This is a genomic window from Corynebacterium sp. p3-SID1056 (assembly GCF_025152525.1).
Taxonomy (GTDB): Bacteria; Actinomycetota; Actinomycetes; order Mycobacteriales; family Mycobacteriaceae; genus Corynebacterium.
In genome coordinates this window covers 18,056-42,460 of sequence record NZ_JALXXL010000015.1, presented here as the reverse complement: position 1 = coordinate 42,460, position 24,405 = coordinate 18,056, and the positions used below count along the sequence as shown (strand labels likewise).

The window sequence follows — 24,405 nt, the reverse complement described above, 5'->3', positions numbered from 1 at the left end:
GCCACCGCGCCGACTACACGTTGCGGCCTAGGCCGACTGGGAGTTGCGGCGTGCCGCGTAGACACCGCCGCCGATGATGGCCAGACCAGCCAGCACGATGATCAGGACACCCATGCCACCGGTTGCGGGAAGGGTCGGGGTGGTCTTCTTCACGTTGTCGATCACGGCGCCGTTAGCGATCACGTTTTCGGCTGCAGCAACATCAAACGCAGTCTTCTCAGCGTTCAGTGCCTTCGAAGTCGCACGCTTCAGCTCGATCTCGTGAACGGCGTTCTTGCCCTTCGGGGTTGCGTAGCCCTCAGGAGCCTTGGTCTCCACCACGCAGTAGTTCGCGACTGTGTCTTCTGCGTCATTGACGTAGTCGGTGACGTGCAGGCCCGGGAAGGTCAGGTTGCCGTCTGCGTCGGTGATACCGGTCTGGATTGCGTCGCCGTCAAGGCCAGACTTGTCGCTGTTGCACTTACCGATCTGGAACTCAGCACCAGCCAGTGCCTTGTTTTCATCGCCACGCTTGTACACCGAGATGTTGCCCACGTAGGTGACAACCTTGTCGTCCGGCGTCTCCTTCGGCTCATCCTCTGCCCCGGTGTTGGGGTTGCGGAAGACGAAGGACTCGCGGACGGAGTTTTCAATGCCCTTGGAAGCGGCATCGTCCTTGAGCATGGTCGCGTTGACCTTCACGCGCACGGTTTCACCCGGCTTCAGGCCCGCTTTTTGTGCGTCTACCGTGACGGTGAAGGCCTGGTTGGCACCAGCAGCGAGCCCTTCAGTGTTGGTCGTCGGGACAGCGGCTTCGGTATTTACGGTGTAGTTGGCCGCATCGATTGCTACCTCCGCGCCATCACGAACGACGTACACGCCCTTGATGAAATCCGTGTCCCACTGAAGCTCGGCACTGTTGGAGGCATCCGTAAGGGTCACGTTCTTCAGTTCGCGGCCCTCCGGTGCCGCGGGCACGAGACCCTCAAGCGTGTACTGAACAACGGCGTTCTCAGCAGGACGCGGGCCGAGGTAGCCAGGCTTGCCCTCCTCCCCCTGTGCCTTATCGCTCAGTGTGTTTTTCCCCTCGTCAACAACAGTCTTGGAGACCTTCGCCATCGAGTTCTTCGGGTAAACCTGCACTTCGTTGAGCCAGCCAGTACCCTCCTTGTTAGTCATCGGCAGAAAGACGATGAACGGCTCGGCGGGAACATAAGACTCAGTCGTCGTAGCTGCTGGGGTCTTGGTCTCCCGGATAATGTAGGCACCGACCGGCAGATCCAGGGAGGTCTGGCCATTGGCGTCCGTGTCCTGGAAGCTCTGCGGTGCGTCCACCCCAAGTTCCTTCGCGCCCTCGACGTCACGCTTGTTTGCGAGCTCAGCAATCTTGTTGAAGTTTTCCTGATTCGTGATGTCAAGCTTGATTCGCTCAGCGGTAAATCCGACGCCTTGGAGCCCCTCACCAGAAGCACCAGAATCAGCTTCACCGTTAGCCGGGCGCAGCTCGGTCGGGTTCACGCGCTTGTTGATGGTCAGCTTCACTTTTCCAGACGGAATACTGCTGGAAATACTGCTGGCATCCGGAACGCCGGGAGCAGTCGTAACAGCCGTTGGATTCATCGTCTGCGCCAGCGCGTCAGTAGCAATACCGGCAGAGCCGGCGAGGGTCAGGCCCGCAGCAACTGCGATGGCTGCGGTCTTGGTAAAGGCATTGGCCATGGTGAAAGTCCTTCCGGAAGATCAGAGATCGCTGGGCCCTGTGTGGTCAGCGGTGGGAAAGCACGCCGTAACTGTTCCTGGCGTGAACTTGGGCCCAGCCTGGGCACCGCTTTAAAAAGTAGTAGCAACCTGAACACCTGTCCATTCCGCTACTAAAGCGTGTCGTCACTACTTTTAAAACTATTCATCCATACATACAGCGCCTCGTACCGCCAGCAACTTCCTAGCGCCACTACCCGCGCATGACCTGCATCAATGCGATGAGGGACGACGCACACAAGTCCACCGATATGCCCCGCACCACAGCTAGACGTTTGAAAAAGTATTCATTACTACTCAGGAAGTAGGGGGGGGGGATCGGGGGTAGCTTGGCTAAATTTATTCCGATACCTGCACGATTAGCAGAGCCATCCCCAACCAGAGCCCCGACCTTGGGTCGCAGCGCGATCTACCTCGCCACCGCAATCTATCTAGACCTTTAAAGCATATAAGTGTCCCAACAGGCAATATACGTCGTCGGCGGGACGCGACCGGCACCGCACCCCAAGCCACAGGAGCTCCAGCAAAAACGTTCACACAAATAACACCCACACACCGACACCATTACGTATCCCATAACAACAAAACTGCCTGTTAAGGCACGACGCGCTACGTCACCAACCACCGCGAACGCACTAAAAAGGCGCTCCCGCAACCATGCGAGAGCGCCCATAGACACCCCTGTTCACCACTACCTCACGCAGCGGCACCGCTAGATCAAGTAGCGACGCCCCACCAGGAAGACGGCGGCACCCAGCCCAGACGCGATCACCAGTGCGACGAGGGCGCGAAGAAATGTGTTCGAACCGGTCTCGGCGGCCATGCCGCGGGCCTGCACAGCCTCGACGGCGGTGCCAGCAGGTGCCGGCGCGGCCTGATGCTGCACCTCAACGGCCGGAGCGGCCGGAGCTTCCGGCGCAGCCTCCACATCCTTACCGCCAGCACGCGCCTCTTCCAGGCCCTGCTCACGGATCTCGCCGGAGTGTTCCGCAATGAGCTTCGCGGAGGCCTCAACTTCCTCCGGCGTCGGGCTATCCGCGACGCGGGCAACATCGTTGACGTAGGTCGCACCGTCCGCGTTGAGGTAGAAAGTCTCGCCGTTCACTGTCAGCACAGACGGCAGGGCCACGAGCCCGCCCTGGACTGGATCCGGATTGTTCGGATCGACGGCGTCGGCGTCCAGCACCTTCTCATTCGGTGCGCCGTCGCCCTCGGGCTTGACGGGCGTGGCGACAGCGTCGCCCTTCGGAGCATCAGCCGGAGCCTCGGCCGAGGTCGAAGCGGAAGTCTCCGCAGGAGCGTCGATAAGCCCGGCGATCGCGGCGCGGGTCACGTCCACCGCGCGCTCCTGGTCGGCGGCGCTGAGCTGGGCGTAGGGTACGGCGACCTGGGCGGCGTCGGTGACGTAGTAGTCGCCGGCCTCGTTAAGGAAGTATGTCGCGCCGAAGGCGTCGGTCACCTCGGCGGGCAGCTCTTGCGCCCCCGCGAGCGGCGCGGCGGAAAGGGCGAGTGCGCCGGCGAAACCGGCGGCGGCGAGGGTAAGCGGTGTGCGGTGCATAGGGGTCTCCTGTCGTGCGAGAAAGACTCACTCTCAAGTTCACCTTTAGACTTTACACACACAGTCACACTTTTCACAGGGGCAACACGTCACACATTGGTAACGGTGGCGTCGGCAAGCATTTCAGCCTCGGGCACGACGGTGACGAACTGCCAACCCACCACCGCATTGCGCACGGCATCTGCCAGCAGGTTCGGCGGTTGAATACACGAAATAGTCAGCAACCGCCCCGGCATCGGGCCCGTACCCCAGATCGAGGCATCGTCGGCGAGCCCCGCCTTTTGTGGCGCGTGCACATCCGTCGCCTCGTACTTCAGCCACGCACCAGCCGCGCGCGAATCCTCGGTACGCAGGTACAACACGTCGCCAACCGACACCCGCGACGCGTCCGCCCCACTGTCATAAAGCGCATCGAACACCCCAGGCACGCCCGCACCCGTGTGCCCCGCGATCACCGCCAGATCACCCGCGCCCGGGCCCGGCAGCTCATACGGTTTGTCCGGCGACGTGTACGCGCACGCCTTCGACATCGAGCGCGGGTTGAGCGCCCCGTCCTTGACCCGGCAGTCCTCCCGCTCCACCTCAGCGTCCAGCCCGATCGCGGGAATGCGCAGCTCCACCGGCCGCGACTGTCCGACCTGCGCCGGCGGCTCAGGCTCCTCGCCCCCACACCGCGACACCAGCGCCACAATGCCCATCAGCAGCACCACCAGCACGCCCAGCACCGCAGCGCGCCGCACCCAAAACACCCATTGCGGCGGGCGGCGGTCAAGGTTCATGCAGCAAAGCGTATAGGATCGTGCCCATGCAGTCAGTCAAAGTCACCGAAGTGCCGCAGGGTGCCCAGCTTATCGACGTCCGCGAGCCCGAAGAGTACACCGACATCCACGCCACCGGCGCCGTGAGCATGCCCATGTCGTCCATCGTCGGCAACACCGGCGACATCGACCCCGACCGGGACATCTACGTCATCTGCAAGGCCGGTGGCCGCTCCCTGCGCGTTGCCGAGTACCTCGAGCAGGCACTCGGGTGGGACAACGTGATCAACGTCGAAGGCGGCACCGACGCCTGGATCGCCGCAGGTCTGCCCACCGAAAAGTAACGTTCGGGGGTACGCGTGCCCCTCTCGGCCACCTGTAATTGTTTGGGGCGGCCCACTAACCCTAGGATGAGGGTATGGCCTCCCACGACGAGCTTCCCAGTGCGCTGATTAAGTCCCCGTCTTTCCAGATCGAGCGGGTTCGCCGCCACACCAAAGACGAGGTGGAGCGCACACTGCTCAAGCACGAGGTGTCAATGCGGGGTTTCTGGGTGCTCACCTGCGTGGCCGAAAACGCGCTCTCGCAATCGCAGCTATCCAGCCTGCTCGCCGTCGACGCCTCCGACATGGTTCGCCTCGTGGACTCGCTCGAAGATCTCGGCTGGGTCAAACGCGACCGCGACCCTAAAGACCGGCGCCGCCAGATCGTCACCGCCACGAAGAAGGGCTCCAAGGCCCTGGGGATGCTCGCCGATGAAGTCGCCGACGCCGAGGACCGCGCCCTCGACGCCTCTAGCAACAAGCAGCTCAAGAGCCTGAAAAAGTTGTCCAAGGCCATCCTCGCCGACGAGGAGTAGAGTTCGGGGGCCTGGGGCGGCAGGGGGTTCGCAAACAGCGCAATGAGGAGTTCGATAGTTCCGGAAATTCCAGCGACTATCGAGTTCCGATCTGCGCTGTTTAGCCCGGCTCGGCCCAATTGTCGAACCCCCCTTGTCGAGAATCCCGCGATTTTTGGACTTGTTCGACAAGGAGGGTTCGACATATAGCCCACCCCAACGCGAAAACCCGGCTCCCCACACAGGAGAACCGGGCTGTACAGCGCTAAAGACTAGTCGCCGATCTGGTCGCGGCCGCGCTTGACGATCCGCGGGTCCGGCTCGCCGACCACATCGTGATCCTTGTTCGTGTACTCGAACTTGCTCAGGATGTAGCGCATAGCGTTGAGGCGAGCGCGCTTCTTGTCATTGGACTTGATGGTGATCCACGGGGACTCGTCAGTGTCCGTGTAGCGGAACTGCTCCTCCTTGGCGCGGGTGTAGTCCTCCCACTTATCCAGCGAGGCCAAGTCCATCGGCGACAGCTTCCACTGACGCACCGGGTCCACCTGGCGGATAGCAAAGCGGGTGCGCTGCTCCTTCTGGGTCACGGAGAACCAGAACTTGGTCAGCGAGATACCGGAGCCCAGGATCATGTTCTCCAGCATCGGCACCTCGCGCAGGAACTCGGCGTGCTGCGATTCCGTGCAGAAGCCCATAACGCGCTCGACGCCGGAGCGGTTGTACCAGGAGCGGTCAAAGAACACGATCTCGCCGGCAGCCGGGAAGTGCTCAATGTAGCGCTGGAAGTACCACGAAGTGGACTCGCGCGGGCTCGGCTTCTCCAGCGCGACAGTTCGGGCACCACGCGGGTTGAGGTGCTCGTTGAAGCGCTTGATGGTGCCGCCCTTACCGGCGGCGTCGCGGCCTTCGAAGATGATGATGTGACGCTGGCCCGTATCCTTGGTCCAGTTCTGCCACTTCAGCAGCTCGATCTGCAGCGCGCGCTTTTCCTTCTCGTACTCGTCACGGGTCAGACGCGCGTCGTAGGGGTAGTTCTCACGCCACGTCTGGATCGGCGTGCCATCCGGCATCAGCAGCACCGGATCGTCTTCATCGGTATCGTCAACGACCCAGCCCTCAACCTCCGCGAGGTCGATCATCGGGAGTTCATCATCTTTATGGTCAGCCATACTCTCGAGTTTAGCGCCCACCCCCGATTCGTGTTCGGTAACTACGCAAGCGGGGTGGGTGGTGTGCGTTTGCTCCCCCTGAAAGGTCCCCCAAACGCAAAACAACCCCGCACAATGGCGGGGTTATCGTTGGCGGCGTAGCTTACGCGACCAGGCTGAGCAGGTCACCCAGGTTGCCTGCCAGGCCTGCAACCTGCTTCAGAATGCCGAGCAGTGCGCCAGCGACGTGTGCGTCAGAGGACAGGAATGCCCAGTTTGCAAGTGCTTCCACGATGTTCTCCTTGTGTGAGTGTCCCGTTTAAGGGCCAGTTGTTGATGTGAATGGGGCGCGCGCCATCACTCAACGGCGCGCGAAGGAACGACTACTTGGTGGAAACGTCGTTCGGGAGTTCCTTAGCCTTGTCGCCCAGGGAACCGAGGCTGATGAACAGATCCGGGATGCCGCGGAACAGCTCAACGATGTTCTTGCCGAACTTGCTGAAGTCCTTCAGCATGTCGACGATGGTAGAGAGGTCACCCATTGTTTTCCCCTTACGTGTAGGTGCCAGAGTGTCTGGCTCGAGATTGACAGTGTCCTGACACCCACCGTGGGGCATCACACGAAGTATTTTGCCACAGCTTCCAGCTTCCGCAAGGGCTTTGCAGAAGTATTTTCCTCGCCCAAGCGTCACCCATCTGCCAGCTTTGTTTACGGTTTGGCAACCTTTCTCCCAGGTTCCTGTACGACCAGCGCCGTTATACAAGTGTTATTGTCCGCCTAAGTTAACGCCTCCTAAACTCTGGGTGAGGGTCGTAACGGGCGGGGGTGGGGCGTCGATAAGCAATGCCCGCACACAACAGGCATAGCCCCCTCTTCCGGGGGTGAAAAAGCCCCCACGGGGGTATCCCGCGGGGGCTCGAAGCCAGACAGGCTTACATCATGCCCATGGCCTCCGGGTCCATGCCAGCGCCTGCGGCACCGGCCGGCTCCGGCTTGTCAGCCACGACGGCCTCGGTGGTCAGGAACAGACCAGCGATGGACGCCGCGTTCTGCAGCGCGGAGCGGGTCACCTTGGCCGGGTCGTTGATGCCCTCGGCGACCATGTCGACATACTCGCCGGTCGCCGCGTTCAGGCCCTGGCCTGCCGGGAGGTTAGCCACCTTGTCGGCAACCACGCCGGGCTCCAGGCCAGCGTTCAGCGCGATCTGCTTCAGCGGCGCGGACAGTGCCTCGCGGACGATCTTCACGCCGGTGGCCTCGTCGCCAGTCAGGCCGAGGTCGCCCTCGAGCTCCTTGGCGGCCTGCAGGAGTGCCACGCCGCCGCCGGCGACGATGCCTTCCTCTACAGCAGCCTTGGCGTTGCGCACCGCATCCTCGATGCGCATCTTCTGCTCCTTCAGCTCCACCTCGGTCGCAGCGCCAACCTTGATCACTGCAACGCCGCCGGCCAGCTTGGCCAGGCGCTCCTGCAGCTTCTCGCGGTCGTAGTCGGAGTCGGAGTGCTCGATCTCGGCGCGGATCTGCTTGACGCGACCCTCGATCTGGGCCTGGTCGCCAGCGCCCTGGACGATGGTGGTCTCGTCCTTGGTAATGACAGCCTTGCGTGCCTGGCCGAGCAGCTCAACGCCCGCGGTCTCGAGCGAAAGCCCGACCTCCTCGGAGATAACCTGGCCGCCGGTGAGGATAGCCAGGTCCTGCAGCATTGCCTTGCGACGGTCACCGAAGCCCGGTGCCTTGACAGCGACGGACTTGAAGGTGCCGCGGATCTTGTTCACCACGAGGGTGGACAGTGCTTCGCCCTCGACGTCCTCGGCGATAATCAGCAGCGGCTTGCCGGACTGCATGACCTGCTCCAGAACCGGCACGAGCTCCTTGACGTTGGAGATCTTGGAGGAGACCAGCAGGATGTACGGGTCTTCCAGGACTGCCTCGCCGCGCTCCATATCGGTGGCGAAGTAGGCGGAGATGAAGCCCTTGTCAAAGCGCATACCCTCGGTGACCTCGAGGTCAACGCCGAAGGTGTTGGACTCCTCAACCGTGATGACGGAGTCCTTGTTTACCGAGCCGTTGCCGACGGCGTACATCGCCTCAGCGATCTTGGCGCCGATCTCCGGGTCGGAGGCGGAGATGCCAGCGGTGGACGCGATCTGCTCCTGGGTCTCTACTTCCTTGGCATTGTCCAGCACGTGCTTGGATACTGCCTCGGTCGCAGCCTGGATGCCGCGCTTAATCCCCATCGGGTTGGAACCCGCAGCAACGTTACGCAGGCCCTCGCGCACGAGCGCCTGGGCGAGCACGGTTGCGGTGGTGGTGCCGTCGCCGGCGACGTCGTCAGTCTTCTTCGCAACTTCCTTGACCAGCTCGGCGCCGATCTTCTCGTACGGGTCCTCGAGCTCGATTTCCTTCGCGATGGTCACGCCATCATTGGTAATGGTCGGCGCGCCCCAGGACTTCTCCAGGACAACGTTGCGCCCCTTCGGGCCAAGGGTGACCTTCACGGCGTCTGCCAGGGTGTTTAGGCCGGATTCGAGGCTGCGGCGTGCTTCCTCGTCGAATGCAATGGTCTTTGCCATGTGAGTTTGTTGCTCCTTATATATTGTGGAACGAGTACTCAATTCGTCGGTTCAAGCAGGCGCCCGCGACGGCACGGCTGCTGAGTGGTGCAGCCTCACCCGCTTAGCACTTGGCGTCTCCGAGTGCTAGCACCCATTTTTAGCACTCACCCCCGTCGAGTGCAAGCACACTTTTGCTTATCGACGTCCACGTGCCCCCACTGGTAGCGTCACCCCCATGACTGACTTCACACCAGACCGCGCACGCATCTTCTCCGACCTGGCCACACTGGTCTCGTTTAACTCGCCCCACTCCACCCCGGAGCTGGCCGACGAACACGAGGCCGCCTGCGCCTGGACCGCCGCCGCACTCGAGAAAGCGGGGCTTGAGGTCACGCGCTACCCCACCGTGGACGACGCGGACACGATCGTCGCCGTCAAGGAACCGGTCGGCGACGCACCCACCGTGCTGCTCTACTCCCACTACGACGTCGTCCCCGCCGGCAACCCGGACGCCTGGACAAACGACCCGTTCGAGCTCACCGAGCGCGACGGGCGATGGTACGGCCGCGGTGCCGCCGACTGCAAGGGCAACCTGGCCATGCACCTCGAGGCGCTGCGCCTGCTCGAGCACAACGGCGGCACGGACCTGGGCCTGAAGGTCGTCGTCGAGGGCTCCGAGGAGCTCGGCGGCGAGGACGGGCTGGTCAAGCTCATCGAATCCGACCCCGAAATCTTCCGCGCAGACGTCATCCTCATCGCGGACTCCGGCAACGCCGCCGTCGGCGAGCCGACGCTCACCACCTCCCTGCGCGGCGGCGCCCAGATCAAGGTCACCGTGGAGACCCTCGAGGGCGCGATCCACTCCGGCGGCTTCGGCGGAGCCGCCCCGGACGCCGCGCACGCTCTGGTGCGCATCGCCAACTCGCTTTTCGACGAGCACGGGCGCACCACCATCGACGGCGTCGACACCACCTCGAAGTGGTCCGGCGACGCGTACGAGCGCGACACCTTCCGCACCGACGCGGGCGTGCTCGACGGCGTCCAACTGCTCGGCACCGTCGAGGACGAGCCCGCCGACATGTGCTGGGCACGCCCCGCAGTGACCATGATCGGCTTTACCTCTACCCCGGTCGCCGAAGCCGTCAACGCGGTCAACCCGCGCGCCGAGGCCCAGTTCAACCTGCGCGTGCCCGCCGGGCAGAACGCCGCCGAGGTGGCCCAGAAGATGGAGGAGCACATCCACGCGCACACCCCCTGGGGCGCGAAGGTGGACGTAGAGATCAGCGGCGTCAACGAGCCGTTTGCTACAGATCCGGAGCGTCCGGCCGTCGCAAAGCTTGGCGAGTGCCTGCGCGAGGCCTACGGCACCGATAAGCTCACCGCGATTGGCTCCGGCGGCTCGATCCCGCTGACCATCACGCTGCAGGAGCAGTTCCCGGACGCGGAGATCGCGCTGTTCGGTGTGGAGGAGCCAGCCTGCGGCATCCACGGCGTGGACGAGTCCGTCGACCCCACGGAGATCGAGCGTATCGCCGTCGCAGAGGCCCGCTTCCTGCAGGCCTACGGGAAGTAACACGCTAGTAGCGAATTTGTGACCTTATCGGTACAGTTGGGCACATTGGCCGCGCCTATCTACTTTCGACGCGCCCCTTCGCAAACGAGCAGCGCCGCAGGTACTGCTCAGGTGTAGTTCTACGTTCTTCGTACGCTGCTTCACTGCAACGTCGGGCCCGGCTTGAGAACTCGATCCGAACTGCCCAAGGAGGGGTCCGCACTGTGCTCACATTGCTCGCCGCGCTGCTTGTCGCCACGGCCTGCGCCCCGTTGCTGATCCGCGCGCTTGGGCGCCCAGCCTTCGCGGTATTGGCCACGGTCCCCCTCGGCGGCTTTGTGTGGGTAGTCAGCCTGTTCCAGCGCGGCGTGTTTGCAAACCAGGGCGAGATCGTTGCCCGGTACCCGTGGATGCCGTCGGCAAACCTCAACTTAGATTTTCGCCTCGACGCGCTGGCGGGCCTGTTTAGCCTGATCATCCTGGGTGTGGGCGCGCTGGTCCTGCTGTACTGCTGGGGCTATTTCGACTCCAACCCGCGCCGCCTAGCCAAGTTCGGCGGCGAGCTGACCATGTTCGCCACCGTGATGTACGGGCTGGTCATCTCGGACAGCTTCCTGTTGATGTACGTGTTCTGGGAGCTGACCTCCGTCCTGTCCTACCTGCTCGTTTCCTACTACGGCGAGCGGGCGTCGTCACGCAGGGCGGCGATCCAGGCGCTGATGATCACCACCTTCGGCGGGCTCGCCATGCTGGTGGGCATCAACCTGCTTGGCTTCAACACGGGCATCTGGCGGCTCAGCCAGATCTCCCAGTTCGCGGACTTGGAGAACACCCCGGCGATCTCGACGGCGATCGTGCTGATCATGCTTGGCGCACTGACCAAGTCGGCGCAGGCTCCCTGGCACTTCTGGCTGCCCGGCGCGATGGCCGCCCCGACCCCGGTGTCGGCCTACCTGCACTCCGCGGCGATGGTCAAGGCCGGTATCTACCTTGTCGCCCGCCTCGCCCCCGACATGGCTGCGGTGAACACCTGGCACCTCGTGGTCATCACCACGGGCCTGTTCACCATGCTGCTGGGCGGCTGGATGGCGCTCAAGCAGCGCGACCTCAAACTGATCCTGGCCTACGGCACCGTCTCCCAGCTGGGCTTCATCACCGCCGTGATCGGGGTGGGTTCGCGCGAGGCGACGATGGCCGGGCTCGCGATCACCTTTGCGCACTCCATGTTCAAGGCGACGCTGTTTATGATCGTCGGCGCAATCGACCACACCACCGGCACCCGCGACATTGGCGAGCTGTCCGGACTGGCGCGCCGCGAACCGTTCATCGCGGCACTGGCGCTGGTCTCGGCGGCGTCGATGGCGGGTATCCCGCCGCTGTTCGGCTTCATCGCCAAGGAGGCCGCGCTCGAGGCGATCCTCAACGAGGAGCTGCTGCACGGTATGCCGGGCCACCTCACCCTGGTGGCCCTGGTCGTCGGCTCGATCCTCACCATGGCGTACTCCCTGTACTTCCTCTGGGGCGCCTTCGCCACGAAGGAGGCGCACAAGGATCAGGGGGTCTCGCCAGCCGTCGCCGACATGCACCACATCGGGCCGCGGCTCGCGATCTCCCCGGCCCTGCTCACCCTGGCCACCATCGCCTTCGGGCTTCTGCCCGGCTGGCTTTCCGACGCGATCAACACCTACCTCAACGTGCGCTTCCCCACCGCGGAAAGCCACGACCTGAAGCTGTGGCACGGCATCACCACGCCCCTGATCCTCACCGCCGTCATCGTCACCGCCGGCGCGATCGTGTTCTGGCAGCGCAAGCTGATCAAGCGCGCCGCCTTTGCCAAACCCGCGCTTGGCGACGCCGACGAGCTCTGGGACGCCATCCTGAGCGTGTTGCGCAACGCCTCGCTCAAGCTCACCGCATCGACGCAGCGCGGCTCGCTGTCGATCAACCTGGCCGTCATCTTCGCCACGCTCATGGTGGTCCCCCTCGGCGCCATGATCCTCGGCGAGAGCAACGACATCCGCATGATCCTGTGGGACTCCCCGTGGCAAGGCATGGTCGTCTGCCTCATGTGCGCCATGGCCGTCTTCGCCACACTGCAGCGCAACCGCCTCTCCGGCGTGGTGATGGTGGGGCTGACCGGCTACGCCATGGCCTTCATCTTCGCCCTCCACGGCGCGCCCGACCTCGCGCTGACACAGGCGCTGGTGGAGACCATCGTGATGGTGGTGTTCATGCTGGTGCTGCGCAAGATGCCCACCGAGGTGGAGCCGCGCACCGACGACAACCGCCTGCGCGCCTGGCTGTCCATCGGCACCGGCGTCTCCGTCGTCATCGTGGCGATGACGGCGATCTCCGCACGCCAAGCCCAGCCGATCTCCACCCACATGCCGGACCTGGCCTACGAGATCGGCCACGGCCGCAACACCGTCAACGTGCTGCTCGTGGACCTGCGCGCCGCCGATACCTTCGGCGAAATCCTCGTGCTCGTCATCGCGGCGACCGGCGTGGCCAGCCTCATCTTCGGCACCGGCAAATTCGGCCGCGCTTCCCGACGCCCAACGCTGTCCACGAACAAGCCACGCTGGCTCGCCTCGGGCGTGGACACCGAACGCGCGCAGAACCGCTCCATCATGGTGGACGTGGTCACCCGCATCTTCTTCCCGTCCATCATCTTGCTCTCCTTCTACTTCTTCTTCTCCGGCCACAACGCGCCGGGCGGTGGCTTCGCCGGCGGCCTCGTCGCCGCCCTCGCGTTCACGCTGCGCTACCTGGCGGGCGGCCGCGCCGAAATCGAGGAGGCACTACCCGTCGACCCCGCGAAGCTCTTGGGCACCGGCATCTTGCTCTCCGCCACCTGCGTCGTCGTCCCGATGTTTGCCGGCAACCCGCCGCTCATGTCCGGCTACGCCACCGCATCGCTGCCGCTGATCGGCGAGTTCGTCGTGCCCTCCGCCCTGCTTTTCGACGCCGGCGTGTACCTCATCGTCGTGGGCCTGACCATGCACATCCTCGGCTCCATGGGCGCCTACCTCGACCGCGAAGAGGACACCCGCAAGCAGCGCGCCCGCGACCGCGCCCGCCAGCTGCAGGCCAAGAACGCCCTGCGCCGCCGGCTGCAGACCCGCCGCAGGGCGGCGCGCGCCTCGGACCGGGCCGCCGTTTCCACGACGGGATCGAGTGCGGTAGAGGTAGGCGAGGCGTCGATAAGCAAAGGGCCCAATACAGAAAGGAGCGAGTAGATGGAAGCGAACCTCTTCCTCTTGATTGGCTCCGGCGTGCTCATCGCGGCGGGCGTGTACCTCATGCTCGACCGCGCGATGACCCGCATGATCATGGGCGTGCTGCTGATCGGCAACGGCGCGAACCTGCTGCTCTTGCAGTCCGGCGGGCAGGCCGGCGCGCCGCCGATTCTCGGGCGCGACTCAACGCTGTTTGGAGACAGCGCCGACCCGCTCGCGCAGGCAATGATCCTCACCGCGATTGTGATTTCCATGGCGATGAGCGCCTTCATGCTCGCGCTGGCCTACCGGCAGTACCGCTACCGCACCGACGACGTCATCGAGCGCGACGAGGAGGACCGCGCCATCGCCGCGCGGCCTTCGCTGCCCGCGGCCGCGCCCGACCACGACCGCTCCGACGACCCGGAGACCGGCAAACCCAGCGAGACCGGCGACTCCTTCGGCCCCCGCTCCTTCGAAACCCCGGTGAAGGAGGCGGACGATGAGCACTAGCCTGTTCGACTTCGCCGACGCGGCGCTTGCCGCCATGCCCTACCTCATCGTCATGCCGCTGGTCATGCCTGCCATCGCCGCAGCACTGATCCTGGTCACCGGCAAACACGTCCAAGTACAGCGCGCGATCGCCCTGCTCACCCTGTTTGCACTGGCGGTGATCGCGGGCACGATGATCATCGTCGCGGACGTCCACGGCATCCAGACGGTGCAGATGGGCGGCTGGGACGCGCCGATCGGCATCACGCTCGTGGCCGACCGACTGTCCACCATCATGCTGTTCGTCTCCGCGATCGTCCTGTTCGCGGTCATGTGGTACGGCATCTCGCAGGGGCTTCGCGACGGCGACGATGACGATCCAGTCGCCGTCTTCCTGCCCATCTACATGCTGCTCTGCCTCGGCGTGAACCTCTCGTTCTTGGCCGGGGACCTGTTCAACCTCTACGTCGGCTTCGAAGTCTTCTTGGTTGCCTCCTACGTCCTGCTCACCCTGGGTGCCTCGCCCGGGCGCGTGCGCAGCGGCATCGGCTACGTCATGGTCTCCATGGCCTCCTCCATGGTGTTCTTGTTCGCGCTCGCGCTGGTCTACGCCGCGGTGGGCACCGTGAACATGGCGCACGCCGGACTGCGCATGGAGGACATCCCCGACGGCACCAGCGCCGCCATCTTCGCCACCCTGCTCGTGGCCTTCGGCATCAAGGCCGCCGTCTTCCCCCTGGACGCCTGGCTGCCCGACTCGTACCCCACCGCCGCCTCCCTGGTCACGGCCGTGTTCGCGGGCCTGTTGACCAAGGTGGGTGTCTACGCCATCATTCGCATGCGCTCCACCGTCTTTACCGACGGCACCCTCGACACCCTGCTCATGTGGGTCGCGCTGCTGACCATGATCGTCGGCGTGATGGGCGCGCTGGCCCAAAACGACATCAAGCGCCTGCTGTCCTTTACGCTGGTCTCCCACATCGGCTACATGATCTTCGGTATCGCGCTCGGCTCCATGGCGGGCCTGTCCGGCGCGATCTTCTACGCCGTCCACCACATTCTGGTGCAGACCTCGCTGTTCCTCGTCGTCGGTCTGATCGAGCGCCAGGCAGGCTCCGCGCAGCTGCGCCGGCTCGGCTCACTGCTCTACACGGCCCCCGTCATCGCGCTGCTCTACTTCATCCCCGCGCTCAACCTCGGCGGCATTCCCCCGTTCTCCGGGTTCCTGGGCAAGGTCATGCTCATCCAAGCCGGCGCCGCCGACGGCTCCTGGCTGGCGTGGGTCCTCATCGGCGGCGCCGTGGTCACTTCGCTGTTGACGCTCTACGCCATGATCCTCGTCTGGTCCAAGGGCTTCCTCCGCGACCGCGCCGACGCCCCCGAGGGAGACGTGGCCATGGCCCGGCCCGCCAACCTGGCGGAGCGCGGCGCCACCACCCAGCTCGCCGAGCGCGCCGACGTCGGCCGCGTCCCCACCGGCATGTTTTTGTCCACCGCACTGCTCGTCGCGGCGTCCGTCTCGATCACCTTTCTCGCCGGCCCGATCTCACACATCACCGACCGCGCCGCCGAGTCCGCCCAGGACAACTCGATCTACCGCAGCGCCGTGCTCGACACCGTCCCCGGCGGCGGGGTCGAGGGCGAAGTCGCCGAGCCCGAGGCGCCGACGCGCCGCCCGGAGCGTTTTGTCACCCCGCAGGACGAATACGGCAGTTCGGACACTCTGTACAGGCACCGCAGCCAACACGGGCTCAACCCCGGCGCGCCCACCCAAGGCGTGACCACCGAGACAGTCCCGACGCCAGTGCGCGGACCGGAGGTGAGCGCTCAATGAGTCCATTAATCGGTATCAAGCACCGCTTCCGCCCCTGGTTCGTCGTCTGGCTGACCGTGATGTGGATCCTACTGATGGGCGAGCTGAGCTGGGGTAACTTCGCCGCAGGACTCGGGCTCGCGCTCGCGGTCGTGCTGCTGTTGCCCCTGCCGCGCATCCCCAACCACGGCTACCGCATCCACTGGGGACGCCTCGCGCTTTTCATCGCCACGTGGCTGCGCGACCTCATCGTCGCCTCCGCAAAGGTCAGCTGGCTCGCGCTGCGCCCCGCCGAGCCGCCGCGCAACGCGATCCTCACGGCCCCCATGCGCCTGAGCAGCGAGTTCGTCCTGTACGTGGCCACCTGCGCCTACAACTTGCAGCCCGGCGGCTCCGTCACCGATATCAACCTCGCCGACCGCGAGTGGACCATCCACGTCCTCGACGCCGATAACGAACGCGCCATCGAGCGGGAACTCGCGAACGTCGCCAAGCTTGAGCGTCAAATGATCGCCATCTTCGAAAGCAGGAGGTAACCCATGGACCCCACCGTCTACAACGTGTTCCTCGGCATCGCCGCGGTGCTCATCGCCATCGGCTTCGCCCTGCTCGGCTGGCGCGTCATCGTCGGCCCCGACTCCATGGACCGCGTACTCGGCAACGACGCGATCACCGCCTCGCTGCAGTGCGCGCTTGCGCTCTACATCTGCTGGACGCTGGATACCACCGTGGTCAACGTCATGATGGTGATCGCCCTGCTCGGCTTCATCGCCTCGATTTCCGTCGCCCGCTTCCGCAAGAGGGATGGTTCGCTATGAATTGGCACCTGCTTTTCGACGCCCTGTCGCTCCTGTTCATCCTCCCCGGCGCCTTCATGGTCTTTTCAGCCGCCGTGGGCACCGTCCGCTTCGGTTCCACCATGGCGCGCGTCCACGCGATCACCAAGCCGCAGACCACCGGCCTGCTGCTGATGTTCGTGGGCACCTTCATCCGGCTCGTCAACTCGCCCGACTTCTCCGTCCACCACCGCGGCGACCTAGGCATGCTCGTCCTGCTCGTGCTCTTCGCGCTCATGACGAACCCGGTGACCGCGCAGCGCCTCGGCCGCGTCGCCCGCCGCGAAGGCCTCTACGGCGGCGACGACCAGCTCAGCCGCAACGACCGTCCCGCCGACTACCACCCCAAGCGCGTCGACCCCTAAGCGCTGCCGCTAGCGCGGCGGCTGCATGGCAAACATCTCGTCGCAGGTCGCATCCACCACGCGCTTCCAATCGCCCGTGGCCTGGTAGATCTTGCGCTGCCGCTGGTAACCCGCGCCGCGCTCCATGATTTCACGGACGATCTCGAGCTCGTCGACGCAATCCAGCTCCTCGGCGATCGGCCGCAGCTCGACCAGCATGTCGTCCAGCTCGTCGGTAACCCATCGCTCATCCGTATCGCGGCTGGTAATCACCAACGCGTCGAGCCCGTAGCGCGCGCCGCGCCACTTGTTCTCCGCGACATGCCAAGGCTGCAGCGTGGGCAGCTGTTCCCCGGCGTCGATCATGCGGTCGTAGTAGACCACGAGGCAGTGCGTGAGTGCTACGATGCCTGCGAGTTCGCGCAGGTTGGAGGTGGCGTCGCTAATGCGCACCTCGACGGTGCCCCACTTGGCGGCAGGGCGGACGTCGAAATGCATACTGCCGGTGTGGCTAATCACGCCGGAGGTCTGCTGCTCGCGCATGAACTGCACCCACTCGTCCCAGTCGCGGAACTGGTACGGCATGCCGGCAGTCGGAAGCTGCTGGTACAGCATGGTGCGGTTCGAGGCGTAGCCGGTATCGATGCCGTCCCACCCCGGGCTCGAGGCGGAAATGACCAGAAGGTGCGGGTACTTGGTCATGATCGCGTTGATGATCGGCCAGACGCGGTCCTCGTGGCTAATGCCGACATGGCAGTGAATGCCCCATAACAGCATCTGCTGACCCCAGTACTGCGTACGGTTAATGATCTCCTTGTAGGTGAGCTTGGGGCTTAACGGCTGCTCGCGGAAATCGGAAAAAGGGTGGCCGCCGCCGGCCCACAGCTTCAGACCCTGCGCCTCCGCGGCACCACGGATCTTTGTCAGGTCCGTGGAGAGGGCATCGACTGCCTCGCGCGTGTTCTTGCAGATGGGTGTGACCAGCTCGATCGTATTTTGCAGGAATTCGCGCTCAAGGTGGGTGCCGGGGTGCTCCCGTTCCACCTGCTCAATCACGCGCTCGGCGTGCGGCACCAGGTCGCGCGTGCCGGGGTCGACCACGCCGACCTCCCACTCCACGCCGAGGGTCGGCGCCGCGGATCGTGCAAAATCGCGATAAGGATCCATAGCGCTCAAGTCTATGTTGCAGCGCCCGAAACCCGGGCATTTGCTTTCAGACCCGGGTTACTGGCCTTGCTTACTGGCCTGCGAGCACGACCGTGATGGCGTGACGATTCTGGATCGCCTCCGACGGCAGCTGCGTCTCACCGCCCGGCAGGTCATTCGTCGCGCGCGGGGTACCCCCGACACGCTGCGCGATATCCGCAGCGACCTGCTCCGCGCCAGTGACCTGCGGGTTATAGAACACGAAGGTCTCCGGGAAGACGCCGAAGGTCTGCTCCGGCATATTCATCGCAGCAGCATCGCGCGAGTTGTTCGCCACCGAGTACTGCCCGTCGAGCTTGCCGGCGGTCTGGCTAGCCAGCTCCGGAACGCCAGAGTTGTTGTACACGTAGACCTGCGCGTTCTGCGCCGTCAGGTCCGGCGCGGCCGGGTTGGGCTGCGCTGCGCCGTTGGGGTTGTTGTTTTCGGGGTTGTTGTTGGCAGCGTCAGCGGGTTTGTCGGCGCTTTCCGCGTCGTTGCCCGCGTCCTTGCTGGCAGCGTTGTCTGCTTCTTTGCCGGCTTCTTTGTCGGCAGCGTTGTTGTCGGCAGCGTTGTTGTTTGCGGCGTCACCGTTGGCTGCGCCCGACGCGCTCGGGTCGCTCGCGCCAGCGTCTGCTGGCTGCGAAACCGGGGTCTCTTGCGCCGCATTTTCGGAGGAGTCGCCGGAAGAGTCGCCGCCCTTGCCCAGCGCGAAAATTCCCCACAGCAGCAGGAGCAGGCCGACTGCCAGCAGAATCATCGCGAGCCCGCGCTTCGGCAGGCCAGCTGCTGCAGCGCCATCTCCGGTGGCTGCGGCAGTCGAACCTGCCCGCTCCTCTTCTGCAGCGGGATACCCGGCACCTGCCGCGTCAACCGGCTCGGCCTCCACGCATTCGTATTCCTCATACGCCTCGTCCGGCTCGTCGGCGCGGCGGTGGGCGCCGCGGTACTCGTCGGTCTCGCGCGGAAACTCGTCTCGTCCGCGATGTCCATCACCAGGGTTCACAGTATTCACACGCGCCACTTTAGACCCTCAAGCATCAATTGAAGGTGAGGTAGGCCCTGACACGCCGGAAAATCGGTGGCGAATAATTCCTATCGATCGATAGGCGTGAATTTTTTCGCATAAGTAGGCTATGCATGTCTCGTTTTCCCAGGTCAGATCTCAGGGGGAAAATCACCACGTCGAAAAATTCACGACACGCCGAAACAGGACCCGAAACAGGCCCCAAAAACCCCTCAAACCTCCGCATCCCGCACCGCCCGCAGCCGTCGCACCAACTGCGGGGCATACGCCAACGCATCGGGCGACTCCAGTAACAGGTTCAGCCTTTGGTAGTACCGAGTCGGCGTAAGCCCGAGTTCCTGCCGGATCGCCTCTTCCTTGGCACCCAGGCTGCGCGGGGCGCGGGCCTCGAAATCGAGCAGTGTTCGGTCGGAGTCGGAAAGGGTCGAAGGCATGCTTAATATAGTAGGCATGACGATTCGACCCATCGTGATTTACGGCGACCCTGTCCTGCACAACCCGACCCGCGAGGTGACGCAGCCCGTGGAGAAACTGCAGGAGCTGATCGCGGACATGCACGAGACCATGGACGCCGCGAACGGCGTCGGCCTCGCCGCCAACCAAGTGGGCGTTGACCTCCGTCTTTTCGTCTACCACTGCCCTGACGGCGACGAGATGCGCCGCGGCACGGTGATCAACCCGGTGCTTCAGACCAGCGAGGTCCCGAAGACGATGCCGCGCGATGATGGCGAGGACGACGAGGGCTGCCTGTCGGTTCCGGGCGAGGGTTTCCCCACCGGCCGCGCCGATTGGGCCAAGGTCACGGGCTTGGATGAGCACGGCAACGAGATCGAGGTCGAGGGCACCGGCTTTTTCGCCCGTTGTTTGCAGCACGAGGTGGGCCACCTTGACGGTAAGGTGTACACCGATGTGTTGACTGGCCGTTACAAGCGCGAGGCTAAGCGCGCGATTAAGGCGAACGGATGGACTGAGCCCGGCCGGACCTGGTTGCCGGGTACTGACGAGGATCCGTTCGGCCACTAGGCCAGTTGGAAAGGTTGTTATGCGTACTACGTCCGCCCTCGCCGCCGGCACGCTCATTGTCGCGCTCTCTGCGCCCTTCGCGTGGGCTCAGGAGCCAGTGGAGCAGTTGCTTATCGACGTCCACGAGCTCCACGATTCCTACACCGACACCCTCAACACGCAGCTGGAGGACATCCAAGCCGCCGAGGAGGCCGATGACGAGGATGCCCTGGTCGACGCGCAGGATGCGTACCGCGAGACGCTGAAGGAATGGCGAACCGAGCTCATCGACGCCTCCGACGAGCTGGAACGTTTGCGCAAGGAAGCGAAGGAAAACGCCTCGGATGGCGAGCTGAGCGAGCAGGAAAAGAAGGCCTTCACCAAGGCCGAGGACGCGATCCGCGAGGACCGGGCGACGGTCCGTGAGCTGCGCGAGGAGACCTTAGGCGACGACGAGGCCGTCTACCTCCCGGGTGTCATCGGCGGGCTTGGTGGCCTCTTGGGCACCACCGCCTCGGACGCGATTGAGCGCTCCGAGCAGGGCGACAAGCGCATCGTATTCGGGCTGCCGGAAGAGGAAGAAGCAGAGGAAACCCCCGAGGAAACCACCACCGAGGTGACTACGCCGGAGGAGCCGCGGCCGTACTACCGCGCTGAGGTGATGCAGGACGCTTCCGAGTCTTCCACTTCCGAGACCACCTCGAGTTCCTCGTCGACGACCTCCTCGTCGACCACGTCTGAGTCGACCACCTCCGCGTCCTCGAGCTCCTCCGCCGAAACCACCAGCCCCGCAGCCGAGACGACCACGGGCACGGCCGATACGACCACGTCGGCGACTGCGATCCTGCAGAACCGCACGACTTCGGCGAGTTCGAAGTCGTCGACGGTGACACGCACGACGTCGAGCACCACCTCCGCCACGAAGACTTCGGAGACCGAGGACAATGAGCGCGACGGCGACCTGGCGGAGACGGGTACGCCGATGCGCAACCTGATTGTGCTGGCGGTACTGCTCACCCTTGCCGGCGCGTTCCTGGTCCGCCGCCCCGCCTAATGTCGCGCATTTTCCGTTCCGACAAGGTAGCCGTCGGCGACCGGGTGGTGGTTCGCCAGCGCCGCGGCGAGATGGCCAGCGACGTCATCGGGCACGTGCTCAGCCTCGAGCCTTTGGTGATCCGCCCGCAGGAGGTGGGTGGTTTTCCGTCGTTTAAAGACGCAGTGGAGATTCGCGACCTGCACATCATCAAGAAATTGTCGCCGCGCACCGTGCGCAATTCGGACATCCGCGCCATCGAGGCCGCCACCGCCCGCGCATTCCCCGGCCAGGAGCAGCAGCTTATCGACGGCTGGCTCGCCCGCACCGGTGCCGAGATCGCCGAGCGCTCCAACTCGGCCACCCCGATCGGGCATTCCGCCGCACTCCAGACGGTGCCGCTCGACGCGCTACGCACGTTTTACGACGCCCACGACGTGCCGCTGCAGCTGCTGGTGCCGGAGCGCATCGGCAAGCCGGCGCTGCGCTTGATCGAGCGCCACCCCGAAGCCTGGGAGCTGGGCGAAGAGATCCTGGTGATGACCGCCCCGTGTGCCGCGGCCGAGACAGCCGCAGACACCGGCGCGCAGCTGCGCGTCGATGCATACCCCAGCGACGAGTGGCTCGAGATGTACCACTTCCGCGGCGCCGCGCTCCCGGAGGACGCGGTGCTGGACCTCGCCGCGCACATCGACGGCAAGCTCGCCTTCGCCCAGCTTGTACGCGACGGCCGAACGGTCGCGGTGACCCGGGCGACGCTGACCGAATCCGACGACGGGCGGATGTGGCTCGGCTACTCTGCCGTGGAGGTGGCCGAGGATTGCCGTCGGCAAGGCTTGGGCACGCAGCTGACTCGCCAGCTGCTTGCCTGGGGCGCGGCGCAGGGGGCGGAATCCGCGTACCTGCACTGCCGCCAGAGCAACACCATCGCGCTGGATATGTACCACAAGCTGGGCTTTATCGAGCACCACCGGCATCGCTACGCGCGGTGGGTAGGTTAGGGCGTCGCGGCGTCGAGAAGCATCGCTACAGTGGTGGCATGCGAATCGCCACTTGGAACGTCAACTCAGTGCGCACCCGCGCCGAGCGCATCGTCGCCTTTCTCGACCGACAGCAGGTCGACGTGCTGGCCATGCAGGAGACGAAGGCTGCTGACGCGAAATTTCCCTACCAGGCGTTCCACGACGCCGGCTACGAGGTCGCGCACGTGGGCTACAACCAGTGGAACGGCGTGGCCATCGCCTCGCGGGTGGGGTTGAGCGACGTACGCGACCACTTCGAGCGCCAGCCCAGCTTTGCCAAGAAGGGCGAGCCGGTACGCGAGGCGCGCGCGGTCGGGGCGAACTGCGGCGGCGTCGAGGTGTGGAGCCTGTACGTGCCCAACGGCCGCGAGATCGGCGACCCGCACTACGACTACAAGCTGCAGTTCCTCTACTCACTGCAGGACACGGTGCGCCCCGGCGAGCTGCAGCTGCTCACCGGCGATTTCAACATCGCCCCGCGCGATGCGAACGTGTGGGACATCGACTGGTTCGAGGGCAAGACGCACGTCACCGAGCCCGAGCGCGCTGCCTTCCAAATGCTGTGCGAGACCGGGCTGACCCAGCTGGAGCACGAGGAGCTCTATTCTTTCTGGGACTACAAGTCGGCGCGCTTCCAGCGCAACGAAGGCATGCTCATCGATTTCCTGCTCGCCACCGCCCCGCTTGCGGCGAAAGCCACCCGCGTGTGGGTGGACGTGGACGAGCGCCGCGGCACCGGTGCCTCCGACCACGCGCCGGTGATCGCCGACTTTGACACCCGCGGGCTGGGCTACGATCAAGTACGATGAGCTTCTCCTTCGACGTCTCGTACTGGCAGTTGGCGGCCATGGCCATCGACTACGTGATCAAGTTCGTCATGATCGGTATCGTGCCGGAAAACCGCCGCCCGTCCTCGGCGAACGCGTGGCTGCTGCTCATTTTGCTCCTGCCGATCGTCGGCCTTCCGCTGTACCTGCTGATGGGCTCGACCCTCGTCTCGCGGCGCCGCCACCGCATCCAGCAACAAGCCACCGACCTGCTCAACGACGTCTACACCACCACGCCCGACTACCCGCAGGGCGCGCGACTCTCCCCCGACGTCGCCTCGATGCTGCGACTGAACCGCGAGCTGACGGGCTTCCCCGCCCAGTACAGCCGCGTGCGCCACACCTGGGCGGACTACGAGCTGGCGATGCAGCGGCTCGCCTCGCTTATCGACGAAGCGACCTCCTACGTCAACGTCGAAATCTACGCCGTGGCGTGGGACGAAACCACCGGCCCCGTCTTCGAGGCGATGGAGCGCGCCGTGCAACGCGGTGTCCACGTCCGCCTACTCTTCGACCACATCGGGTCGATGAAGTACCCGGGGTTCCGCAAGCTCAAGCGCCGACTCACCGACATCGGTATCGACTGGCACCTCATGCTGCCGCTGAATCTCTTGCGCGGCCGCTTCCGCAGGCCGGACCTGCGCAACCACCGGAAGCTGGTGGTCATCGACGGCCGCGTCGGCCTGATGGGCTCGCTCAACCTGATCGACCGCGGCTACCTCATGCCGAATCACCGGCGCGCGGGCCGGCAGTGGGTGGACATCTTCATCGAGCTGGAGGGCCCCATCGTCACCTCCATGGTTTCGCTGTTTGCCGTGGATTGGTACACGGAATCCGGCGAGCTGATCGAGCTGAATGCACCGGCGCCGCTGCCCACCCCGCACCGCGAGGACGTGAACCTCATGCAGCTTCTGCCCTCCGGGCCTGGCTACCAGACGGAGCCGAACCTGCGCAGCTTCAATTCGTTGATCCACCATGCCCGCGGGCACTTGATCCTGTGTTCGCCGTACTTCGTGCCGGAGGAGTCCCTCCTCGAGGCCGTGACCACGGCCTGCTACCGCGGCATCCGCGTGGACCTGTTGGTGGGCGAGAAGGCTGACCAGTTCATGGTCAACCACGCCCAGTCCTCCTACTACCAGCAGCTCTTAGAGGCCGGCGTGCACATCTGGGAATTCCCCGCCCCGTACGTCCTGCACACCAAGTTTGCGCTGGCGGACCCGCAGACCAAGGAGGCCGTCGGCGTTGTCGGCTCCTCCAACATGGATATTCGCTCCTTCTCCCTGAACTACGAGTCCAGCCTGTTTGTCACGGCCGGCTCGCTCATCCGGGATCTAGAAAAGCTCGCGGAAAACTACCTTGCAGTCTCCCGCGAGCTCACGCCCGAGCGGTGGAACCGGCGCCCCTGGTACCGCCGCTACGTGGACAATGTGATGAAGCTGACCTCCGCGCTGCAGTAGCT

The 24,405-nt window shown here is 64.7% G+C and carries 24 protein-coding genes; 14 read left to right on the top strand and 10 right to left on the bottom strand.

Annotation, left to right across the window (positions count from 1 at the left end):
* Window positions 1–27: 27 nt before the first annotated feature.
* From M3G14_RS11190 to M3G14_RS11180, 3 genes are all read right to left on the bottom strand, one after another.
* Window positions 28–1,698 (bottom strand): SpaH/EbpB family LPXTG-anchored major pilin, encoded by a 1,671-nt coding sequence (locus tag M3G14_RS11190; protein ID WP_259926616.1) that lies wholly within the window; start codon window positions 1,696–1,698, stop codon window positions 28–30.
* A gap of 751 nt (window positions 1,699–2,449) precedes the next feature.
* Entirely contained in the window at window positions 2,450–3,295 is an 846-nt protein-coding gene (locus tag M3G14_RS11185; protein ID WP_259926615.1) for a hypothetical protein, read from the bottom strand.
* Between the two features lie 89 nt (window positions 3,296–3,384).
* A complete protein-coding gene (locus M3G14_RS11180) occupies window positions 3,385–4,074 on the bottom strand; it encodes a class F sortase (protein ID WP_259926614.1) in 690 nt (229 codons plus the stop codon).
* A 26-nt stretch (window positions 4,075–4,100) separates the two neighbouring features.
* On the opposite strand from M3G14_RS11180, the gene M3G14_RS11175 reads away from it, so the two are divergent.
* The gene (locus tag M3G14_RS11175; protein WP_259926613.1) at window positions 4,101–4,397 is read left to right on the top strand and encodes a rhodanese-like domain-containing protein; all 297 of its coding nucleotides are present in this window, start codon (window positions 4,101–4,103) and stop codon (window positions 4,395–4,397) included.
* A 74-nt stretch (window positions 4,398–4,471) separates the two neighbouring features.
* Window positions 4,472–4,912, top strand: a complete 441-nt coding sequence (locus tag M3G14_RS11170) for a MarR family transcriptional regulator (RefSeq protein WP_259926612.1) — start codon at window positions 4,472–4,474, stop codon at window positions 4,910–4,912.
* A gap of 251 nt (window positions 4,913–5,163) precedes the next feature.
* Here M3G14_RS11170 and ppk2 read toward each other — a convergent pair whose 3' ends face one another.
* The 4 genes from ppk2 to groL all read right to left on the bottom strand — a co-directional run bounded on the left by ppk2 (window position 5,164) and on the right by groL (window position 8,616).
* Complete coding sequence (ppk2, locus tag M3G14_RS11165; protein ID WP_259926611.1) at window positions 5,164–6,063, bottom strand: polyphosphate kinase 2; 900 nt, start codon at window positions 6,061–6,063, stop codon at window positions 5,164–5,166.
* A 142-nt stretch (window positions 6,064–6,205) separates the two neighbouring features.
* The gene (locus M3G14_RS11160; protein ID WP_259926610.1) at window positions 6,206–6,334 is read right to left on the bottom strand and encodes a hypothetical protein; all 129 of its coding nucleotides are present in this window, start codon (window positions 6,332–6,334) and stop codon (window positions 6,206–6,208) included.
* Between the two features lie 91 nt (window positions 6,335–6,425).
* The gene (locus tag M3G14_RS11155) at window positions 6,426–6,584 is read right to left on the bottom strand and encodes a hypothetical protein (RefSeq protein ID WP_259926609.1); all 159 of its coding nucleotides are present in this window, start codon (window positions 6,582–6,584) and stop codon (window positions 6,426–6,428) included.
* Window positions 6,585–6,975: 391 nt separating this feature from the next.
* Window positions 6,976–8,616, bottom strand: coding sequence for a chaperonin GroEL (gene groL, locus M3G14_RS11150; protein ID WP_259926608.1), 1,641 nt, complete (start codon window positions 8,614–8,616; stop codon window positions 6,976–6,978).
* Window positions 8,617–8,833: 217 nt separating this feature from the next.
* On the opposite strand from groL, the gene M3G14_RS11145 reads away from it, so the two are divergent.
* The 7 genes from M3G14_RS11145 to M3G14_RS11115 all read left to right on the top strand — a co-directional run bounded on the left by M3G14_RS11145 (window position 8,834) and on the right by M3G14_RS11115 (window position 16,874).
* Window positions 8,834–10,171 carry a dipeptidase gene (locus tag M3G14_RS11145; RefSeq protein WP_259926607.1) on the top strand — a complete coding sequence of 446 codons (1,338 nt, stop codon included), beginning with the start codon at window positions 8,834–8,836 and terminating at the stop codon, window positions 10,169–10,171.
* A gap of 203 nt (window positions 10,172–10,374) precedes the next feature.
* The gene (locus M3G14_RS11140) at window positions 10,375–13,389 is read left to right on the top strand and encodes a Na+/H+ antiporter subunit A (RefSeq protein WP_259926606.1); all 3,015 of its coding nucleotides are present in this window, start codon (window positions 10,375–10,377) and stop codon (window positions 13,387–13,389) included.
* Window positions 13,390–13,881: a Na(+)/H(+) antiporter subunit C gene (locus tag M3G14_RS11135; protein ID WP_259926605.1), complete on the top strand. Its 492-nt coding sequence runs from the start codon at window positions 13,390–13,392 to the stop codon at window positions 13,879–13,881. It abuts the gene before it with no gap.
* Entirely contained in the window at window positions 13,871–15,694 is a 1,824-nt protein-coding gene (locus M3G14_RS11130) for a Na+/H+ antiporter subunit D (protein WP_259926604.1), read from the top strand. Before M3G14_RS11135 ends, M3G14_RS11130 begins: the two co-directional genes overlap by 11 nt.
* Window positions 15,691–16,209: a Na+/H+ antiporter subunit E gene (locus tag M3G14_RS11125; RefSeq protein ID WP_259926603.1), complete on the top strand. Its 519-nt coding sequence runs from the start codon at window positions 15,691–15,693 to the stop codon at window positions 16,207–16,209. The genes M3G14_RS11130 and M3G14_RS11125 overlap by 4 nt, the downstream gene beginning before the upstream one ends.
* 3 nt (window positions 16,210–16,212) lie before the next feature.
* The gene (locus tag M3G14_RS11120; RefSeq protein WP_259926602.1) at window positions 16,213–16,491 is read left to right on the top strand and encodes a monovalent cation/H+ antiporter complex subunit F; all 279 of its coding nucleotides are present in this window, start codon (window positions 16,213–16,215) and stop codon (window positions 16,489–16,491) included.
* A complete protein-coding gene (locus M3G14_RS11115; protein WP_259926601.1) occupies window positions 16,488–16,874 on the top strand; it encodes a monovalent cation/H(+) antiporter subunit G in 387 nt (128 codons plus the stop codon). The genes M3G14_RS11120 and M3G14_RS11115 overlap by 4 nt, the downstream gene beginning before the upstream one ends.
* 9 nt (window positions 16,875–16,883) lie before the next feature.
* On the opposite strand, the gene M3G14_RS11110 is transcribed toward M3G14_RS11115, so the two are convergent.
* The 3 genes from M3G14_RS11110 to M3G14_RS11100 form a co-directional block, all read right to left on the bottom strand.
* Window positions 16,884–18,020 carry a glutamate--cysteine ligase gene (locus tag M3G14_RS11110; protein ID WP_259926600.1) on the bottom strand — a complete coding sequence of 379 codons (1,137 nt, stop codon included), beginning with the start codon at window positions 18,018–18,020 and terminating at the stop codon, window positions 16,884–16,886.
* 70 nt (window positions 18,021–18,090) lie between these two features.
* Window positions 18,091–19,050, bottom strand: a complete 960-nt coding sequence (locus M3G14_RS11105) for a LytR C-terminal domain-containing protein (protein WP_259926599.1) — start codon at window positions 19,048–19,050, stop codon at window positions 18,091–18,093.
* A 224-nt stretch (window positions 19,051–19,274) separates the two neighbouring features.
* Window positions 19,275–19,496, bottom strand: coding sequence for a DUF3263 domain-containing protein (locus tag M3G14_RS11100; protein ID WP_259926598.1), 222 nt, complete (start codon window positions 19,494–19,496; stop codon window positions 19,275–19,277).
* A gap of 16 nt (window positions 19,497–19,512) precedes the next feature.
* On the opposite strand from M3G14_RS11100, the gene M3G14_RS11095 reads away from it, so the two are divergent.
* From M3G14_RS11095 to cls, 5 genes are read left to right on the top strand one after another with little or no spacing between them, the layout of a single operon-like run.
* The gene (locus M3G14_RS11095) at window positions 19,513–20,085 is read left to right on the top strand and encodes a peptide deformylase (protein WP_259926597.1); all 573 of its coding nucleotides are present in this window, start codon (window positions 19,513–19,515) and stop codon (window positions 20,083–20,085) included.
* 19 nt (window positions 20,086–20,104) lie between these two features.
* Window positions 20,105–21,118 carry a hypothetical protein gene (locus M3G14_RS11090; protein ID WP_259926596.1) on the top strand — a complete coding sequence of 338 codons (1,014 nt, stop codon included), beginning with the start codon at window positions 20,105–20,107 and terminating at the stop codon, window positions 21,116–21,118.
* Entirely contained in the window at window positions 21,118–22,098 is a 981-nt protein-coding gene (locus M3G14_RS11085; RefSeq protein WP_259926595.1) for a GNAT family N-acetyltransferase, read from the top strand. Before M3G14_RS11090 ends, M3G14_RS11085 begins: the two co-directional genes overlap by 1 nt.
* A 38-nt stretch (window positions 22,099–22,136) precedes the next feature.
* On the top strand, window positions 22,137–22,928 hold the full coding sequence (locus M3G14_RS11080; protein WP_259926594.1) for an exodeoxyribonuclease III: 792 nt from the start codon (window positions 22,137–22,139) through the stop codon (window positions 22,926–22,928).
* On the top strand, window positions 22,925–24,403 hold the full coding sequence (gene cls / locus M3G14_RS11075) for a cardiolipin synthase (protein WP_259926593.1): 1,479 nt from the start codon (window positions 22,925–22,927) through the stop codon (window positions 24,401–24,403). The genes M3G14_RS11080 and cls overlap by 4 nt, the downstream gene beginning before the upstream one ends.
* Window positions 24,404–24,405 lie beyond the last annotated feature (2 nt).

Excerpts from the sequence above, each read along its gene's own strand:
- M3G14_RS11190 (WP_259926616.1), bottom strand. The coding sequence starts at position 1,698 with ATGGCCAATGCCTTTACCAAGACCGCAGCCATCGCAGTTGCTGCGGGC.
- M3G14_RS11185 (WP_259926615.1), bottom strand. The coding sequence starts at position 3,295 with ATGCACCGCACACCGCTTACCCTCGCCGCCGCCGGTTTCGCCGGCGCA.
- M3G14_RS11180 (WP_259926614.1), bottom strand. The coding sequence starts at position 4,074 with ATGAACCTTGACCGCCGCCCGCCGCAATGGGTGTTTTGGGTGCGGCGC.
- M3G14_RS11175 (WP_259926613.1), top strand. The coding sequence starts at position 4,101 with ATGCAGTCAGTCAAAGTCACCGAAGTGCCGCAGGGTGCCCAGCTTATC.
- M3G14_RS11170 (WP_259926612.1), top strand. The coding sequence starts at position 4,472 with ATGGCCTCCCACGACGAGCTTCCCAGTGCGCTGATTAAGTCCCCGTCT.
- ppk2 (WP_259926611.1), bottom strand. The coding sequence starts at position 6,063 with ATGGCTGACCATAAAGATGATGAACTCCCGATGATCGACCTCGCGGAG.
- M3G14_RS11155 (WP_259926609.1), bottom strand. The coding sequence starts at position 6,584 with ATGGGTGACCTCTCTACCATCGTCGACATGCTGAAGGACTTCAGCAAG.
- groL (WP_259926608.1), bottom strand. The coding sequence starts at position 8,616 with ATGGCAAAGACCATTGCATTCGACGAGGAAGCACGCCGCAGCCTCGAA.
- M3G14_RS11145 (WP_259926607.1), top strand. The coding sequence starts at position 8,834 with ATGACTGACTTCACACCAGACCGCGCACGCATCTTCTCCGACCTGGCC.
- M3G14_RS11135 (WP_259926605.1), top strand. The coding sequence starts at position 13,390 with ATGGAAGCGAACCTCTTCCTCTTGATTGGCTCCGGCGTGCTCATCGCG.
- M3G14_RS11130 (WP_259926604.1), top strand. The coding sequence starts at position 13,871 with ATGAGCACTAGCCTGTTCGACTTCGCCGACGCGGCGCTTGCCGCCATG.
- M3G14_RS11125 (WP_259926603.1), top strand. The coding sequence starts at position 15,691 with ATGAGTCCATTAATCGGTATCAAGCACCGCTTCCGCCCCTGGTTCGTC.
- M3G14_RS11120 (WP_259926602.1), top strand. The coding sequence starts at position 16,213 with ATGGACCCCACCGTCTACAACGTGTTCCTCGGCATCGCCGCGGTGCTC.
- M3G14_RS11115 (WP_259926601.1), top strand. The coding sequence starts at position 16,488 with ATGAATTGGCACCTGCTTTTCGACGCCCTGTCGCTCCTGTTCATCCTC.
- M3G14_RS11110 (WP_259926600.1), bottom strand. The coding sequence starts at position 18,020 with ATGGATCCTTATCGCGATTTTGCACGATCCGCGGCGCCGACCCTCGGC.
- M3G14_RS11100 (WP_259926598.1), bottom strand. The coding sequence starts at position 19,496 with ATGCCTTCGACCCTTTCCGACTCCGACCGAACACTGCTCGATTTCGAG.
- M3G14_RS11095 (WP_259926597.1), top strand. The coding sequence starts at position 19,513 with ATGACGATTCGACCCATCGTGATTTACGGCGACCCTGTCCTGCACAAC.
- M3G14_RS11090 (WP_259926596.1), top strand. The coding sequence starts at position 20,105 with ATGCGTACTACGTCCGCCCTCGCCGCCGGCACGCTCATTGTCGCGCTC.
- M3G14_RS11085 (WP_259926595.1), top strand. The coding sequence starts at position 21,118 with ATGTCGCGCATTTTCCGTTCCGACAAGGTAGCCGTCGGCGACCGGGTG.
- M3G14_RS11080 (WP_259926594.1), top strand. The coding sequence starts at position 22,137 with ATGCGAATCGCCACTTGGAACGTCAACTCAGTGCGCACCCGCGCCGAG.
- cls (WP_259926593.1), top strand. The coding sequence starts at position 22,925 with ATGAGCTTCTCCTTCGACGTCTCGTACTGGCAGTTGGCGGCCATGGCC.